The organism is Mesorhizobium sp. WSM4871, from assembly GCF_055811295.1.
In genome coordinates this window covers 445,842-461,152 of record NZ_JBVVPU010000002.1, presented here as the reverse complement: position 1 = coordinate 461,152, position 15,311 = coordinate 445,842, and the positions used below count along the sequence as shown (strand labels likewise).

The window sequence follows — 15,311 nt, the reverse complement described above, 5'->3', positions numbered from 1 at the left end:
ACAGATCAAAACGTGAACGATCCCAAACCGCCCCGGTTGACGCTTTTCACATGACGTCTTAGGTGAGACGCCATGTCGATCAAGCCGCTCATCATCCTTCCCGATCCCGTTCTGCGCCAGGTTTCGAAACCCGTCGAGCGCGTCGACGCCTCCTTGCGCAAACTGGCCGGCGACATGCTGGACACCATGTACGATGCGCCCGGCATCGGCCTGGCGGCGATCCAGATCGGTGAGCCGCTGCGCATGCTGGTCATCGACCTTGCCAAGGAGGACGAGACGCCGGCGCCGCATGTCTTCATCAATCCGGAGGTCCTCGAGAGCTCCGACCAGCGCTCGGTCTACGAGGAAGGCTGCCTGTCGATCCCGGATTACTATGCCGAGGTCGAGCGCCCCGCCGCCGTCCGCGTCAAATATCTCGATCGCGACGGCAAGTTGCAGGAGATCGAGGCCGAAGGGCTGATGGCGACCTGCCTGCAGCATGAGATCGACCATCTCAACGGCGTGCTGTTCATCGACCACATCTCGAAGCTGAAGCGCGACATGGTGGTGAAGAAGTTCAAGAAGCTCGCCAAGGACAAGGTCCCGGGCAATAAGACGCCCGGCAGGCTGGTGGGATAAGCATTATTCGGCCAATTCGCAGAAGCCCCCAGGCGAAACGACGGCAAGACATAGGCGCGCGCAAAGGATTGCCAGCCTTTGCTCTTATGGCGATTTTATGATGTCAGATGGAGACGCCGATGGCCGATATGCTGATCAGGCACATTCCCGAACCTTTGAAGCGCGAAATCGAACTGGCCGCCCGCAGATGCGGCCAGAGCTTGTCGGGCAAGGCGATCGATCTTTTGCACAAAGGCATGATCGCGGAAAGAGAAGCCGAGCCAGAACCGGGTCCCTCAGCGTGGGACGCGATTCGCTCGGCATTCGCCGCGGAAAATGCGATTGACGATGAGTTCGCAAAGATAATGGACGAGATCGAGGCGGAACGGAAACGCGATTTCGACGGGCTTGACCTGAAGCTCGTAAACCCGTTTGAAGCGGGTGCCTGAGCCGACTTGACGGGGCAAGGGCCTGGATCAAGGAAAAATGCCCCTGCGCGTCATCTTCATGGGTACCCCCGAATTTTCCGTGCCGACGCTGCGGGCGATCGCCGAGGCCGGGCACGAGATTATTGCCGTCTATACGCAGCCGCCGCGCGCCGCCGGCCGGCGCGGACTGGAGCTGACGCCGTCGCCGGTGCAGCGCGAGGCCGAGCGGCTTGGCATCACGGTGCGGACGCCGGTGTCGCTGAAGAGCGAGGCCGAGCAGGACGCATTCCGCGCCTTGCAGGCCGATATCGCGGTGGTCGTCGCCTATGGATTGCTGTTGCCCAGACCCATTCTGGAAGCGCCACGGTCCGGCTGCCTCAATGGTCACGCCTCGCTATTGCCGCGTTGGCGCGGTGCCGCCCCTATCCAACGCGCCATCATGGCTGGCGATGCCGAGACAGGCATGATGGTGATGCGCATGGAGGAAGGTCTGGACACCGGCCCGGTGGCGATGGTTGAAAAATGCGCCATCGGACCCGATATGACGGCCGGCGATCTGCACGACACGCTGATGGGCATGGGTGCGGCGCTGATGGTGGACGCGCTGGCGCAGCTTGAAGGAAACACCCTGACATTTACCACGCAGGCGACGGAAGGGGTGACCTACGCCAAAAAGATCGATAAAGCGGAGACGCGCGTAGACTGGACGCGGCCTGCTGGCGAGGTCCACAACCACATTCGCGGCCTGTCGCCCTTTCCCGGCGCATGGTGCGAGACCGAAATTGGCGGCCGCAGGGAGCGGCTGAAACTGCTTCGCTCGACGCTTGCAGAAGGCGCCGGCGAGCCGGGAGGAATTCTCGACGACCGGCTGACGGTCGCCTGCGGGTCGGGCGCAATCAGGCTGGTCGAAGTTCAACGGGCGGGCGGAAAGCCTGCCGGCGCGCAGGAGTTTCTGCGTGGAGCCAAGGTCGAAAAAGGAATGAAATTCTCATGAGCATGATGTCGATACGCGCGGCGACGCCGCGGGACCGCGAGGCGATCCGCCTCGTCGAGGAACATGCATTCGGTCAGCAGGCGGAAGCCGGGCTGGTCGACGCGCTGGTCACCGGCGGCGATGCCGTCGTCGAACTGGTGGCGGATGAAGATGGGCAAGTGGTCGGCCATATCCTGTTTTCCAGGCTTTTCGTGCAGAACGGCGGCAAGAGTTTCCCGGCGGTGGCGTTGGCGCCCCTGGCGGTCGAACCGTCCTTCCACGGCACCGGCATTGGCGGCGCGTTGATCCGCGAGGCGCATATCCGCCTGAAGGATGCCGGTGAGACTCTGGCCGTGGTGCTCGGCGACCCCGCCTATTATGGGCGCTTCGGCTACAGCCACGCGCGTGCGCAGAACTTCGAAAGCGAATACCAGGGCGAGGCACTGCAGGCGTTGGCTTGGGGCGAGGCGCCCGAGGCCGGCAAGCTTGTCTACGCCTCGGCCTTCACCGCGCTCGCCGCTTAGGCGGGACAAGTAATCGCCAGGCATGCCGCGTTTTCGCCTCGATATCGAATATGACGGCAGTCTCTACGCAGGCTGGCAACGCCAGGCCGACCAGCCCTCGGTGCAGCAGGCGATCGAACAGGCGATCGAGAAGTTCTGCGGCGAGAAAGTCTCGCTGCGCGGCGCCGGCCGCACCGATGCCGGCGTGCATGCGACCGGCCAGGTGGCGCATGTCGATCTGACCAAGGCATGGCCCGACGACAAGGTGCGCGACGCCGTCAACGCCCATCTGCAGGCTGCCGGCGCGCGCATTGCCGTCCTGAAAGCGGCCGCCGTCGCCGATGGCTTCGACGCGCGTTTCTCGGCCACCGGCCGCCACTATCTCTACCGCATCGTCAACCGGCGCGCGCCGGCGGCGCTCGACAAGGGCAAGATCTGGTGGGTGCCGAAGCGCCTCGACGCCGCCGCCATGCACGAGGCGGCGAAGGTGCTGCTGGGGCGGCATGACTTCACCACCTTCCGCTCGACCCAATGCCAGGCCGACAGCCCGGTGCGCACACTCGATCGGCTGGATGTCGGCCGCTCTGGCGACCTGATCGAAGTGAAGGCCTCGGCGCGTTCCTTCCTGCACAATCAGGTGCGCTCGATGGTCGGCTCGCTGAAACGCGTCGGCGAAGGCGGCTGGACCATTGCCGACCTGAAGGCGGCGCTCGATGCGCGCGATCGCGCAGCCTGCGGCCAGGTGGCGCCGCCCGATGGGCTTTTTCTCGTTGGCGTCGATTATCCCGAAAGTTAGCTCCCGGCGGCAGGCGTCACGATGATACCGAGCACCGTCGCCAGGCTGTAAAGGACGACGAACGACGCAACGAGCATACCTGCGAACACGGCGGCGCCGACAGCCACACCCTTGCCGATCACGGCGATGGTCATTCGCCAGGTCAGCACCAGCGACAGTGCCAACAGAGACAGCCAAACCAGGTCGGAAAATTCGTTGGGTGGCGGCAACACGAGCTGGATCAGCGCTGACGGCAGCATGATCCATGCAGTGATCGCCGACGCCCAGTTGCTGGCAACGACGTAGTGAACGAACCGGTCGCCTATGCCGACGCGCGGGGCGACCAGGGCGAGGGCGAATAGCGGCAGCATCCACGAGCTCAGATCCACGGTGGCCAAGCGTATCAACATACCCAGGCGCCCCGCGAAAGCAGCGGGATCGCCGATCTGGTTGGCCGTGCCGACCCAGCCGACGATCAGGGCCGGCGCCGCGACGACAATGGCGAAAAAGGAATTCCAGAACCCGTCGGCCGAAAGGTCGAGCAGGCGCAGCCCGTCGGCCTTGCCGAGCATCAGCCGCCAGGCGCCGGCCAGCGAAGCATAGGTTTCATCTGACGAAAGCATGATCAGCGCAGGCCTCGTTCGAACCAGTCTTCGATGAAACGCTGATAGATCTGCGTCAGGGTCTCGAGGTCGGCAAGTGCGACGCGTTCGTCGACCATGTGCATGGTCTTGCCGACCAGCCCGAATTCGACCACCGGACAATAGTCCTTGATGAAGCGCGCATCGGAGGTGCCACCGGAGGTCGAAAGCACCGGCTTCCTGCCGGTCACCGCCTTGACCGAACCGCTGAGCGCTTCGACCAGCCGATCGTCGCGGGTCAGGAAGACATGGCTCGGCCTGTCGCGCCAGACCAGTTCGTAGTCGACCGGCGTCTTCTTGCCTGTCCGGTATTTCTTGCGCTTCGCCGCCTGGTCGAGACGGTTGTGGATCTCCGCCTGGATCGTCTCGGCCGTCCATGTGTCGTTGAAGCGGATGTTGAAGGTGGCGGTCGCCTTCGCCGGAATGACATTGGTGGCCGGATTGCCGACGTCGATGGAGGTGACCTCCAGATTGGTCGGCTGGAAATCCGTCGTTCCCTTGTCGAAGACGGGATGCAGCAAGCCGTCGACCAGGCTGACCAGCCCGCGCACCGGATTGTCGGCCAACTGCGGATAGGCAGCATGGCCTTGCCGGCCGTTGACGATGACGCTGCCGGACAGCGAGCCGCGCCGGCCGATCTTGATCATGTCGCCGAGCGCCTCGGGATTGGTCGGCTCGCCGACGATCGAGGCATCCCATTTCTCGCCCTTGGCCGCCGCCCATTCGAGCAGCTTTGTCGTGCCGTTGATTGCCGGCCCTTCCTCGTCGCCGGTGATCAGCAGCGAGACCGAGCCCTTCGGGCCGCCCGTCTTGTCGACATGGCGCGCCACCGCCGCGATGAAACAGGCGATGCCGCCTTTCATGTCGACGGCGCCGCGGCCGAACATCTCGCCCTTGGCGATCTCGGCGGCGAAAGGCGGATGCGTCCAGGAGGATTCATCGCCAACCGGCACCACGTCGGTGTGCCCGGCGAACATCAAATGCGGGCCGTTGCCGGAGCGCCGCGCATAAAGGTTCTCGATGTCCGGCGTGCCGGCTTCCGAAAACACCGGACGCTCGACGGAAAAGCCGAGCGGCTTCAGCATGTCTTCCAGCGCGCTCAGCGCACCGTCCTCGGCGGGCGTCACGGAGGCGCAGCGGATGAGGGCGGCGAGATTTGCAACGGGATCGGTCGGCAACGTCATGGGCAAAGCGATAGTCGAAAGCGAAAGGCCTGTCACGGCTAGACATGAAGGCGAGCGATACCGCCGACATTATGGTTTTCATGTCGTATAGTTACAGGCCAAGGTGAGCTTATCGCATGGCCAGGCAAGAAAAAACGATAGTCATCGCCGGCGCAGGCAGTATCGGCTGCTATGTCGGTGGTCGTCTGGCGCTCGCCGGGCGCAAGGCGATTCTTCTGGCGCGGCCACGCATCGAGGCGGCGTTGCGCAAGGCTGGCTTGCGGGTCAGCGACCTCGATGGCCGCGACCGTCGCATAGCGCCGGGGGCACTCGCCATCACCACCGATCCGGCCGCGGCCTTGTCCGGCGCCGATATCGTCCTGGTGACGGTCAAGAGCGGTGCGACCGAAGAGATGGCGGCGCTCATTGCCGCTCATGCCCGCCTGGTTGCGATGGTGGTCAGCCTGCAGAACGGCGTCGACAATGCCGAGAGGCTGCGGGCCGGGCTCCCTGGGCGGCGCGTATTCGCCGGCATGGTGCCGTTCAACGTGGTCCAGTCGCCGGGCGGTGAAGCGCCGCCGCGTGTGCATCGCGCCAGCGAGGGCAAGGTGCTGCTCGAAGACGGGGCGGCGGACCTTGCCGGTCAGCTTGCGGTCGAGGGGCTGGCAGTCGAAACCCACCGCGACATGAAGTCGGTGCTGTGGGGCAAGCTTTTGATGAACCTCAACAACGCTCTCGTGGCGCTGTCAGGCCTGCCGCTGGCGACGGAACTTGCCGACCGGCGCTGGCGCTTGATCCTGGCCGGCCAGATGGAAGAGGCATTGGCGGCGATGAAGGCCTCAGGCATCGAGCCGGCACGGATCGCCGGTCTGCGCCCTGCACTGCTGCCGAAGGTGCTGCGCCTGCCCGACTGGCTGTTCAAGGTCCTGGCGCGCCGCATGCTTGCCATCGATCCCGCAGCACGCTCGTCGATGTGGGACGATTTGCAGCACGGCCGGCCGACGGAGATTGGCGAATTGCAGGGTGCAATCCTGCGCCTGGCCGACAAGACGGGCACGCGGGCGCCGTTGCTAGAGCAGGTCACCGCGCTGGTGCGTGAGGCAGAGCGGGAAAAACAGGGATCGCCCGGCTTGACACCGGACGCCATCATGCCGGCGAAGGCTGCCCAATCTCGGTAGGCCGTCAGTTCGCGGCCCGCGCATGCGCCCAGTACCGTCCCTTGCCAGTGCGCTTGGCTTCGTACAGCGCGTGATCGGAGCAGCTGAGAAGAATTTCCGGATCGCTGCCGTCGACAGGCGCGAAGGCGCTGCCAATGCTCAATCCGATGCGTATGGCGGCACCAACGCCAAGGTCGAACGGCACCGAAATCTTCTCGATGACGCGTTTTGCCAGATATGTGGCCTCGATTTCGGATGTCGCGGGCAGCAGGATGACGAATTCGTCACCTCCAATGCGAAAGACCATATCGTCCGGCCGGAAAGCCCGTTTCAATCGTTCGGCGACCTTGCGCAGCAACATGTCGCCGATCGCGTGGCCGAAGCGGTCGTTGACCTGTTTGAAGCCATCAAGGTCCATGCTGAGAACGGCAAACGGGTTGCCGCCATTCGCCGCCGGCGCGGCCAGCTCGCTGCACATGTCGCGCAGTCTTTCCTGGAGGAAGATGCGATTTGGCAGGCCGGTCAGCGCGTCCTTGATCGCGAGATCGCGATTGTCCAGTTCGGCACGGATCATGCGCGCGTTGATCGTGTGATTTTGAAGCAACACGATGATCACGCCGGCCACGTAGAACGGCATCTGAATCCCGACGACGAACATCCCTAGCGCCGGCGAAAACAGCGCGCCGGCCACGTAAGGGAGGCTTACGGCCAGCATCACGAATATGGCGTAGCGTGGGGTCGCTGCGTTGCGTGACGACACCACTCCGACGACGCCTGCGACATTCAGGGCGGCAAGCACGGCCAGCGCCGTGTGGCCGCTGGCAATGCAGCCATAGCAGCCGAGGCCGAAAATGACCGACCATGCGCCGCCGACGGCCATGAGGGCCGCCAGCGGCCCCGTTGTCCCGCGCCCGCGCGCCTGCTCGCATTGCCGCATCAACAGGAAGCGGAAGGCAAAAAGGACGAGGTCAGCCGCGATCCAGGCGTGAGGCCACCAGTCGCCAGTGGCGACAGCGGCGCTGAGGGCCAGCACCAGGACGCTGATGGTGCCGAACAGGACGGCGAATTTGCGGTCGAAGGTGGTGTCGAGAAGCCGCGCACGGACCGCGACCGGTTCCACGCTCATCGGCGAAGAGAACCAGCCGAACAGTCGGGCGCCGGCGCTTCGCTCGTCGCGCGTCCTAGGCTTGGGCAGGGCTTCGTCGTGTGCCAGTCCAGCGCTCCGTGTCGGTCGACACAGTCTCCACGGGCCATGCTGGGCCAGGCTGATTAAGATTCGCTTAGGGTCTGTTCGCGCGACCGGAACGTGTCCGTTGTCCGGGAGGGCTTTCGATCAAGGTCATCTTCTGCCAGATACCGGATCGGTGTTCAGGTTTCGGCGATGCTAGAGCATGATGCCGAAAAGTGTGAAGCGGTTTTCGGCCCGACATCATGCTCTATCTCTTTGATTTAGAGCCGGATTCAGATTTCAGGTCGACTTGACCTGAAGTCATCCGGCTCTAGGATTCGGCCGGTGCATTGGTGCGTTTGCCATAACGGTTGGGTCCCGGCTGCCCGGGAAACAGGCAGAGCACGAGGAAGGCGACAATCGAGACGACCGGTACGAACAGCACCAGCGCCGCTACCCCCGGCTTGTCGAGGTCGTGCAGCCGCTTCACCGCCAGCGCCACGTTCGACCATAGCGAGGCGATGAAGGCGATGAAGAATATGAACGACCACATGTTGCTCTCCGTCGTGCCTTCCGGCACCAGTGTGAAGCGATAGAGCGGGAAGGCCTGGATGATGGCGACGAGCAGCCCTCCGAGAAAATAGGCCGCGCGGCTGACACGGCCCGATATTCTGAAGAAAAGCCAAATGAGATCTGATCTGTCAGGCAAGCGGGTCCGGTCCATATTGGTTAGTGCCGTTGCTGCCGTCGGGCGTGCCAAGCTTCACCAGCAGCCAGCGCGACGGATTGCGGCGCCGGCAGAAAGTGCGTTTGTTTGCGACAAAGATCAATCGCGCAGCAATTCGTTGATCGAGGTCTTCGAGCGGGTCCTGGCGTCGACCCGCTTGACGATGACTGCGCAGTAGAGGCTGGGGCCGGGCTCGTTGTTTGGAAAGGGCTTGCCCGGCAGCGAGCCGGCGACGACGACGGAATTGGCCGGCACTTCGCCATAGAAGATCTCGCCGGTGGCGCGGTCGACGATCTTGGTCGACTGGCCGATGAAGACGCCCATGCCGAGCACCGAGCCTTCGCGCACGATGCAGCCCTCGACCACTTCGGAGCGCGCGCCGATGAAGCAATTGTCCTCGATGATGGTTGGTCCGGCCTGCATCGGCTCCAGCACGCCGCCGATGCCGACGCCACCCGACAGATGCACGTTCTTGCCGATCTGGGCACAGGAGCCGACCGAGGCCCATGTGTCGACCATGGTGCCGCTGTCGACATAGGCGCCGACATTGACGAAGGACGGCATCAGCACGGCGCCCGGCGCGACATAGGCCGAGCGGCGCACGACCGACGAGGGCACGGCGCGGAAGCCGGCCTTCTCGAAATCGACGGCGCTCCAGCCATCGAATTTCGACGGCACCTTGTCCCACCACACAGCCTGGCCGGGGCCGCCCTTGATGATCTCCATCGGGTTGAGCCGGAAGGACAACAGCACCGCCTTCTTCAGCCATTGGTTGACATGCCATCTGCCGTCGGCTTGGCGCTCGGCGACGCGCACGGTGCCGCGGTCGAGCAGGTCAAGCGCCGACTGGATGGCGTCGCGCGTCGCGCCACGGGTTGCGGTCGAAATCGCATCGCGTTCCTCGAAGGCTGTCTCGATGGTCTTTTCGAGGCTCGAGAGATCCGGCTTCGACATGAATTCGCTCCATTACCACGCTGTTAAGGGGCCACGCCTTAACCTGTTTTGAAAGTCGCGCGGACCCTAGACAGACTTCGCGAGCTTCGTCTGCCTAGGTCTTTGCTTATCGCAGGTTCTTGTCGCAAAACCGTGGGACACTTTTGCGGAACCTGCTTAAGTGATGGTCGGGTAGGGGTCAATCGCGGCTGCGTCATGGGACCCCGCAAGTGAAGAGTTGGACGGGTAGAACAATATGAATCCAATGGAAAAAGCGGGATGGACGCCGCTGCCGCATTCGGATGAGGATCTGGAGCGGTCGAAAAGCGTTCCGGACACGCCGCAGACGCGCGCCGATACCTACCGGCTGGCCTGGAACGACCCCGACTTCATGACGCGGCGCGAATTGCGCGCGGTCAGGCTGCAGCTTGAACTCCTGAAGCCGGAGATGATCCTGGCCGAACGCGGCATCCGCTCGACCGTCATCCTGTTCGGCGGCGCGCGTATCCCCGAACCGGGCGGCGAAGCCTGGGCGGCCAAGAACGAGACGCAGAAGAAGAACCTCGAGAAAAACAGCAAGTACTACGAGGAGGCGCGCAAGTTCGCCCGTCTCTGCTCGCGGCAGTCGGCCACCTCATACTACCGCGAATTCGTCGTGGTGACCGGCGGCGGGCCTGGCGTCATGGAAGCCGGCAACCGTGGCGCCGACGATGTCGGGGCACCGTCGATCGGCCTCAACATCGTATTGCCGCACGAGCAGGCGCCGAACGCCTATGTGACACCCGAACTCTGCTTCAACTTCCACTATTTCGCCGTCCGCAAGATGCATTTCGTCATGCGCGCCAAGGCGGTTGCGGTCTTTCCGGGCGGCTTTGGCACGATGGACGAATTCTTCGAGACGCTGACGCTGATCCAGACCGGCCGCATGGAGCGCGTGCCGGTGATCCTGTTCGGCAAGGCGTTCTGGAAGAAGGCCATCGACCTCGATTTCCTCGCCGAGCAAGGAACGATCACGCCCGGCGACCAGGACATCATCGATTTCGTCGATACCGCCGACGAGGCCTGGGGGATTATCAGCCGCTTCTACAAGTTAGGGGAGTAGGTTGGGGGACTGGGGAATTGAAGAACTGAGGAATTGAAGAACTGAGGAAAAAGAGGTACGGTTCGTTCCTCAGTTCCTCAGTTCCTCAACCCCCTCCACAATCGCCGTGAGAAACGTTGCGAGATCGTCGGTGACGAAATCCACATCGTCCTCATTGGCCGGGTCGCGTTCCCAGATTTCCGAGAAGGTCGGCTCGAAATTGCGCGGCACCACCAGCACCGTGGTCATGCCCAGCGATTTCGGCACGGACAGGTTGCGGGAGAGATCCTCGAACATCACCGCATTGTGGCCGGTAATGGCGTGGAGTTCCGCGAATTTCTCATAGCTCTGCCGCGCCGGCTTTGGCGTGAGTCCGGCGGCGATGATATCGAAGATGTCGTCGAAATGTTCGAGAATGCCGAGTTGCCGCGCGGTGCGTTCGGCATGCCTGCGATCGCCATTGGTGAAAATGAACTTGCGGCCGGGCAGCTGGCGGATAGCAGTGCCGAGAACGGGATCGGGCACCAGCCAGGAATAGTCGATGTCGTGGACCTTCTCGAGAAAGTCGTCGGGGTCGATGCCGTGGCGCGTCATCAGCCCGTTCAGCGTCGTGCCGTATTCCTGATAGAGTTCCTTCTGCAGCTTGCGTGCATCCTCGCGCGGCAGGGTCAGCAATTCTCCGACATAGGCTGTCATCTTCACGTCGATCTGCGAGAACAGATTCGAATGATGCGGATAGAGTGTGTTGTCGAGGTCAAACACCCAGTCGGTCACATGGGCAAAACGGGCGGGGTCGGGGAGCGTGGTCATGCGATCCTTATGGCACGAAACGATGCCTTTGGCAGAGGCTTTATCCACAACTTATGCGCGTCTGGGACGGTGAAAGTGGCGCCACGATTCAAATTTTAGCTATCGCCGAAAGATGGCGTTCAGGGCTTGCTGGCACAGAGACGGTCCAGTGGGAGCCAGCGATGAGTCGCATATTTCTGAAGTCCGCCGCCGTCGCTTTCGCTTCCCTCGCGGCCTCGCTCTTGCTGACGTTGATCGTCGTTCCGGCCATGGGCTTTTCAATCAACCGCACCATCTGGCTGACATCCACGGTCTGTCCACTGGCTCTCGCCTGGATCGCCGGCGCCTACACATTCTGGCAGGGCGAGAGGCTGAAAAGCGCGCACCGCGAACTCGCCCGCGCTCATGCCCAGCTCGCCGCCGCGCACCGACGCCTCTCGGAGAAAGCGAGCCGCGATGACATGACCGGCATGCTCAACCGCGAGAGCTTCTTTGCCGCGCTCGACGGCTCGCGGCGCAAATCCGATCGCGGTGCGTTGCTGATCATCGATGCCGACCACTTCAAGAAGATCAACGACAGCTTCGGTCACCTGACCGGCGATGAGGCGCTGCTTCTGATCGCTGCCGCCATCGAACGGGGCGTGCGCGGCGGCGACCTGCTCGGCCGCATCGGCGGCGAGGAATTCGCCGCGTTCCTGGTCGGCGCCACCGACCAGGAAGCCAAACGCGTCGCCGAACGCATCCGCCGTGAGGTCGAGCTGATCCGCTTCCGGCCGATCGACGAGCGGGTCATACCCCTCACCGTCAGCATCGGCGGCACCTTGTGCGGCGAGGATGCCGTCGTGTCGGAATTGATGCGCGCCGCCGACCGGCGCCTCTATGAGGCCAAGCACCGCGGCCGCAATCTGACGATTCTCGACAACGACATTTCAGAGGCCGCCTGAGCAATTCCGGCCGTTAGCACAACCCTAACCCTGTTTGAATTCATCCCGCCCGTTCACATGCCTGAAGCAGGTTTCCAGCTAGGTTTGGCATGGGCTTGGCTTCTCCTGGCGAGCATGTGCCGTTGAGGGAAAGCCATGCGTGGATCGAAGACCCAATCGAGAGACGTATCATGAGTTTCTTCAGCAAAAAAATATCGCGCCGCACGGTCATGCAGGCGCTGATCGCGTTGCCGGCCCTGTCGCTGTTCCGTGGACTGCCCAAGGCTGATCGTCCCGATCCCGATCCGGACGCGATCGTCGAGATCAATGGCTGGATCCTGAAGCGGAGCGATCTCGCATGATCTTCGACAGCTACGAGGCATTCCGCGCGGCCAATTTCACTCCCAAGGTCTGCATCCTGGGCTCCGGGCCGGCCGGCACCACGATCGCCAGGAAGCTTGGCGCCGCCGGCATTCCAGTTGTGGTGCTTGAGGCCGGCTCCCGCGAATTCAGCGACGATTCGCAGGATTTCTACCGTGGCAGCACGGTCGGCGATCCCTATTTCGATCTCGACGTCACCCGGTTGCGCTTCCTCGGCGGCAGCTCCAATCACTGGGCCGGCTGGTGCCGGGTGCTCGACAAACAGGATTTCGAGCCGAAAGCCTGGGCGCCCGATACCGGCTGGCCGATCAGCCGCGCCGATATCGAACCCTATCTGAACGAAGTCCACGACATCCTCGAACTTCCCGACTTCCGCCCGGATGTGTCGATCTCGGACGACATTCGCTGGGTGCAACTGATCAAGAGCCCGGCCGTGCGCTTCGGCGAAAAATTCGCCGACGAACTCGATAGGAGCAAGAACATCGCCGTCGTGCTCAACACCTACGCCACCGAGCTGGCCGGCGACGGCAGGCGAGTGACCGGCGCCAGACTGTGGTCGAGCGGGCAGGATGCCGGATCCTTCACAGCCGATTATTTCGTCGTCTGCACCGGCGGGCTGGAGAATTCACGGCTGCTTTTGTGGTCGAACCAGCGCTCGAACGGCGGCGTCGTGCCGAATGCCGCGGCTCTCGGCCGCTATTGGATGGAGCATCCGACCTTTGAAGGCGGCAATGCCATTCTCGCCGACTACAGCGAGTTCGAGGTCGATGCCACCAACGAGGCCTTCTTCTCGCCGACGCTCGCCGCCATGGAGCGACTGAAGATCATGAATTTCGGCATCCGGCTGATCGAGACGCCCTATGCCGGCATCAAAAGCCTGGTTGCCGACCTCGCTTGCACCGCACCCGACATGGCCGAATGGGTGGCCTATCAGCTCAGCCAGAATTTGCGCTGCGCCGCTCAGCTCTATGTCGCCTGGGAGCAGGCGCCGCAGGCGTCGAACCAGATCGAACTGTCGAAAACCGATGTCGACCACGCCGGCGTGCCCCGCATCGAACTGCACTGGAAGAAGTCGGAGATGGAACACCGCACACTGCTGGAGGGATTGAGGTTGTTCGGTACGACGCTTGTCGAGAAGAATCTCGGCCGTGTGCGTATCGCCGACTGGATCGTCAATGGCGGCGACTATCCGACGAATGAGGAATTGGCCGGCCACCACCATATGGGCGGCACGCGCATGGGCATCGACGTGACCAAGAGCGTGGTCGACGCCAACTCGAAGGTACACGGCATGGACAATCTCTATGTCGGCGGCTCCTCGGTGTTCTGCACGTCGGGCGAATGCAACCCGACGACCACGATCACCGCATTGGCCTGCCGGTTGGGCGAGCATCTCAGCAAGGTGATTACGGTGTGACGAAGTCATCACAGTCTGATGGTTCCGCTCAAATCGTATTGCAGCGACGCCGAGCTGGCCACGATCTTGCGGTACACGACAGCGGCGCTCGACCTTCAGCGCGAGCAGCTTGCCCGGCTGAAGGCAGAAACCGGCTGAACCGTCAGACGGTTGCCGGGTCGAGCGCCGGCTTGCCCTTGTTACGTCCGACGATGCCGGCCATGTCGGCGGTCTGGAACGCGTCGTGCAAGGCGTCGAAGGACGGCAGCACGAAATAGGCGCGCTGGAACTTGTCGATCTCGTAGCCGGTGCGCATCACCGTTTCCAGATCGAAGGCGACATGGTGCGCATCCCTGCTTTCGACGGCGAATTGCAGTTCGGTGAAGGATGACATCAGTCCGGCGCCGAACGCTTTCAGCGGTTGGCCGGCCTCCTGCATCAGCCCGTACTCGGCCGTATACCAGTAGAGCCGGGTGATCATCTCGTCGCCGCCAAGCGCGATCACGTCCTCGGCCTTCTCGCCATACATCTGCATGAAGTCGGCGAAGACCGGCTGCGTCAGCGCCGGCACATGGCCGAAGAAGTCGTGGAACATGTCCGGCTCGACGATGTAGTCGAGCTCCTGGCGCGTCCGCAGCCAGTTGGTGACCGGGAAGCGGCGGTGGGCGAGGTGGTCGAAAAACGGCGCGGCGGGGATAAGACCCGGCACGGCGACGATCACCCAGCCTGTCAGTTTGCGCAGCTTTTCACTGACCGCGCCGAAATCCGGGATCCGGTCGAGAAGACCAAGTTCGGCGACGCCGTCGAGATAGGAATGATGCGCCAGCTTGCGTGTCAGTTTCGTCTGGCAGTCGCACAGCGTGCGCCACACCGCCTGTTCGTCGGCGCTGTAGTCGTACCCCTGCGCCACCGTGAAATCGGCGCGACAGACCGAATAGTCGCCGCGCAGCCCTTGCGCGGCACACTCCCTGGCGTAGTCGGCGACGCTCATAGTCATGGCTGTTCTCCTCGCAATCGTGACCAGTGGCTTCTGTCGAAGACTACGCAAATCCGGCGAGGCAAATCCGCTTTGATGATGGCTAGAACGCGGGATTTGAGGTAAAAACCACCACCAAAGAGTTCAGGGAGAGTGAAGATGCCTCAATTCGACGATTTCGAGATCAAAATGCTCGATATCCTGCAGCGCGACGGCCGCAAGCCGGTATCCGAACTGGCCGAGCAGATCGGCCTGTCGACGACGCCATGTGCCCGCCGCTTCGAGGCACTGCAAAGCGCCGGCATCATCAAGGGCTTTGCCGCCGTGCTCAGCCGCCGCGCCGTCGGCCTGATGGTCGAGGTGTTCATCCAGGTGCGCCTGGTCAGCCACAGCGACGGTTCGCCCGAAAGCTTCATCGCCGCCGTGCAGCGCATGGACGAGGTCTCGTCTTGCTGGACGATGACCGGCGACCACGATTTCCTGCTGCATGTGATGGTGCCGTCGGTCGACGAACTCAACGCCTTTGTCATGCACCGGCTGATGCGGCTCGCCGGCGTGCGCGACGTCCACACGCAGCTTGTGCTGCAGAACATCAAGGGGCCGGGCCATGTGCCGCTGGGGCATCTTAGGAAGTAGAAGGTCCGGTCGAAGGCGAAGATAGAGCCCGCTCGCGCGGAAGCGCGGCTGCCCCGGACACGTC

The 15,311-nt window shown here is 63.0% G+C and carries 18 protein-coding genes; 11 read left to right on the top strand and 7 right to left on the bottom strand.

Annotated features, from left to right (window positions below; genetic code table 11):
• Window positions 1-72: 72 nt before the first annotated feature.
• From def to truA, 5 genes are all read left to right on the top strand, one after another.
• Window positions 73-618, top strand: a complete 546-nt coding sequence (gene def / locus AC0L2H_RS05610) for a peptide deformylase (protein ID WP_473589268.1) — start codon at window positions 73-75, stop codon at window positions 616-618.
• A 119-nt stretch (window positions 619-737) separates the two neighbouring features.
• Window positions 738-1,046, top strand: coding sequence for a plasmid stabilization protein (locus AC0L2H_RS05605; protein WP_473589267.1), 309 nt, complete (start codon window positions 738-740; stop codon window positions 1,044-1,046).
• A gap of 37 nt (window positions 1,047-1,083) precedes the next feature.
• A complete protein-coding gene (gene fmt / locus AC0L2H_RS05600) occupies window positions 1,084-2,019 on the top strand; it encodes a methionyl-tRNA formyltransferase (protein WP_473589266.1) in 936 nt (311 codons plus the stop codon).
• Entirely contained in the window at window positions 2,016-2,522 is a 507-nt protein-coding gene (locus AC0L2H_RS05595) for a GNAT family N-acetyltransferase (protein ID WP_473589265.1), read from the top strand. The genes fmt and AC0L2H_RS05595 overlap by 4 nt, the downstream gene beginning before the upstream one ends.
• 22 nt (window positions 2,523-2,544) lie before the next feature.
• Complete coding sequence (gene truA, locus AC0L2H_RS05590) at window positions 2,545-3,297, top strand: tRNA pseudouridine(38-40) synthase TruA (protein ID WP_473589264.1); 753 nt, start codon at window positions 2,545-2,547, stop codon at window positions 3,295-3,297.
• Here truA and AC0L2H_RS05585 read toward each other — a convergent pair.
• Both AC0L2H_RS05585 and dapE read right to left on the bottom strand, forming a co-directional pair.
• On the bottom strand, window positions 3,294-3,899 hold the full coding sequence (locus tag AC0L2H_RS05585; RefSeq protein WP_473589263.1) for a transporter: 606 nt from the start codon (window positions 3,897-3,899) through the stop codon (window positions 3,294-3,296). The genes truA and AC0L2H_RS05585 overlap by 4 nt on opposite strands.
• Before the next feature lie 2 nt (window positions 3,900-3,901).
• Window positions 3,902-5,101 carry a succinyl-diaminopimelate desuccinylase gene (gene dapE, locus AC0L2H_RS05580; protein ID WP_473589262.1) on the bottom strand — a complete coding sequence of 400 codons (1,200 nt, stop codon included), beginning with the start codon at window positions 5,099-5,101 and terminating at the stop codon, window positions 3,902-3,904.
• Window positions 5,102-5,217: 116 nt separating this feature from the next.
• Here dapE and AC0L2H_RS05575 point away from each other — a divergent pair, with 116 nt between their 5' ends.
• Window positions 5,218-6,258, top strand: a complete 1,041-nt coding sequence (locus AC0L2H_RS05575) for a 2-dehydropantoate 2-reductase (RefSeq protein WP_473589261.1) — start codon at window positions 5,218-5,220, stop codon at window positions 6,256-6,258.
• A 4-nt stretch (window positions 6,259-6,262) separates the two neighbouring features.
• Here the strand turns inward: AC0L2H_RS05575 and AC0L2H_RS05570 are convergent, their stop codons facing one another.
• The 3 genes from AC0L2H_RS05570 to dapD all read right to left on the bottom strand — a co-directional run bounded on the left by AC0L2H_RS05570 (window position 6,263) and on the right by dapD (window position 9,086).
• Window positions 6,263-7,117, bottom strand: a complete 855-nt coding sequence (locus AC0L2H_RS05570) for a GGDEF domain-containing protein (RefSeq protein WP_473589260.1) — start codon at window positions 7,115-7,117, stop codon at window positions 6,263-6,265.
• Window positions 7,118-7,736: 619 nt separating this feature from the next.
• Complete coding sequence (locus AC0L2H_RS05565) at window positions 7,737-8,114, bottom strand: DUF805 domain-containing protein (RefSeq protein ID WP_473589259.1); 378 nt, start codon at window positions 8,112-8,114, stop codon at window positions 7,737-7,739.
• 117 nt (window positions 8,115-8,231) lie between these two features.
• The gene (gene dapD / locus AC0L2H_RS05560) at window positions 8,232-9,086 is read right to left on the bottom strand and encodes a 2,3,4,5-tetrahydropyridine-2,6-dicarboxylate N-succinyltransferase (protein ID WP_473589258.1); all 855 of its coding nucleotides are present in this window, start codon (window positions 9,084-9,086) and stop codon (window positions 8,232-8,234) included.
• 235 nt (window positions 9,087-9,321) lie between these two features.
• On the opposite strand from dapD, the gene AC0L2H_RS05555 reads away from it, so the two are divergent.
• The gene (locus AC0L2H_RS05555; RefSeq protein ID WP_473589257.1) at window positions 9,322-10,167 is read left to right on the top strand and encodes an LOG family protein; all 846 of its coding nucleotides are present in this window, start codon (window positions 9,322-9,324) and stop codon (window positions 10,165-10,167) included.
• A 69-nt stretch (window positions 10,168-10,236) separates the two neighbouring features.
• Here AC0L2H_RS05555 and AC0L2H_RS05550 read toward each other — a convergent pair whose 3' ends face one another.
• Complete coding sequence (locus AC0L2H_RS05550) at window positions 10,237-10,956, bottom strand: pyrimidine 5'-nucleotidase (RefSeq protein WP_473589256.1); 720 nt, start codon at window positions 10,954-10,956, stop codon at window positions 10,237-10,239.
• Window positions 10,957-11,117: 161 nt separating this feature from the next.
• Here AC0L2H_RS05550 and AC0L2H_RS05545 point away from each other — a divergent pair, with 161 nt between their 5' ends.
• The 3 genes from AC0L2H_RS05545 (at window position 11,118) to AC0L2H_RS05535 (ending at window position 13,656) form a co-directional block, all read left to right on the top strand.
• Complete coding sequence (locus AC0L2H_RS05545) at window positions 11,118-11,879, top strand: GGDEF domain-containing protein (protein ID WP_473589255.1); 762 nt, start codon at window positions 11,118-11,120, stop codon at window positions 11,877-11,879.
• A gap of 170 nt (window positions 11,880-12,049) precedes the next feature.
• Entirely contained in the window at window positions 12,050-12,220 is a 171-nt protein-coding gene (locus tag AC0L2H_RS05540) for a hypothetical protein (RefSeq protein WP_473589254.1), read from the top strand.
• Window positions 12,217-13,656: a GMC oxidoreductase gene (locus tag AC0L2H_RS05535; RefSeq protein WP_473589253.1), complete on the top strand. Its 1,440-nt coding sequence runs from the start codon at window positions 12,217-12,219 to the stop codon at window positions 13,654-13,656. Before AC0L2H_RS05540 ends, AC0L2H_RS05535 begins: the two co-directional genes overlap by 4 nt.
• A 142-nt stretch (window positions 13,657-13,798) precedes the next feature.
• Here the strand turns inward: AC0L2H_RS05535 and phhA are convergent, their stop codons facing one another.
• Window positions 13,799-14,632 carry a phenylalanine 4-monooxygenase gene (phhA, locus tag AC0L2H_RS05530; RefSeq protein WP_473589252.1) on the bottom strand — a complete coding sequence of 278 codons (834 nt, stop codon included), beginning with the start codon at window positions 14,630-14,632 and terminating at the stop codon, window positions 13,799-13,801.
• Window positions 14,633-14,770: 138 nt separating this feature from the next.
• Between phhA and AC0L2H_RS05525 the strand changes: the two genes are divergently transcribed.
• Window positions 14,771-15,247, top strand: a complete 477-nt coding sequence (locus AC0L2H_RS05525; RefSeq protein WP_107649228.1) for an Lrp/AsnC family transcriptional regulator — start codon at window positions 14,771-14,773, stop codon at window positions 15,245-15,247.
• Window positions 15,248-15,311 lie beyond the last annotated feature (64 nt).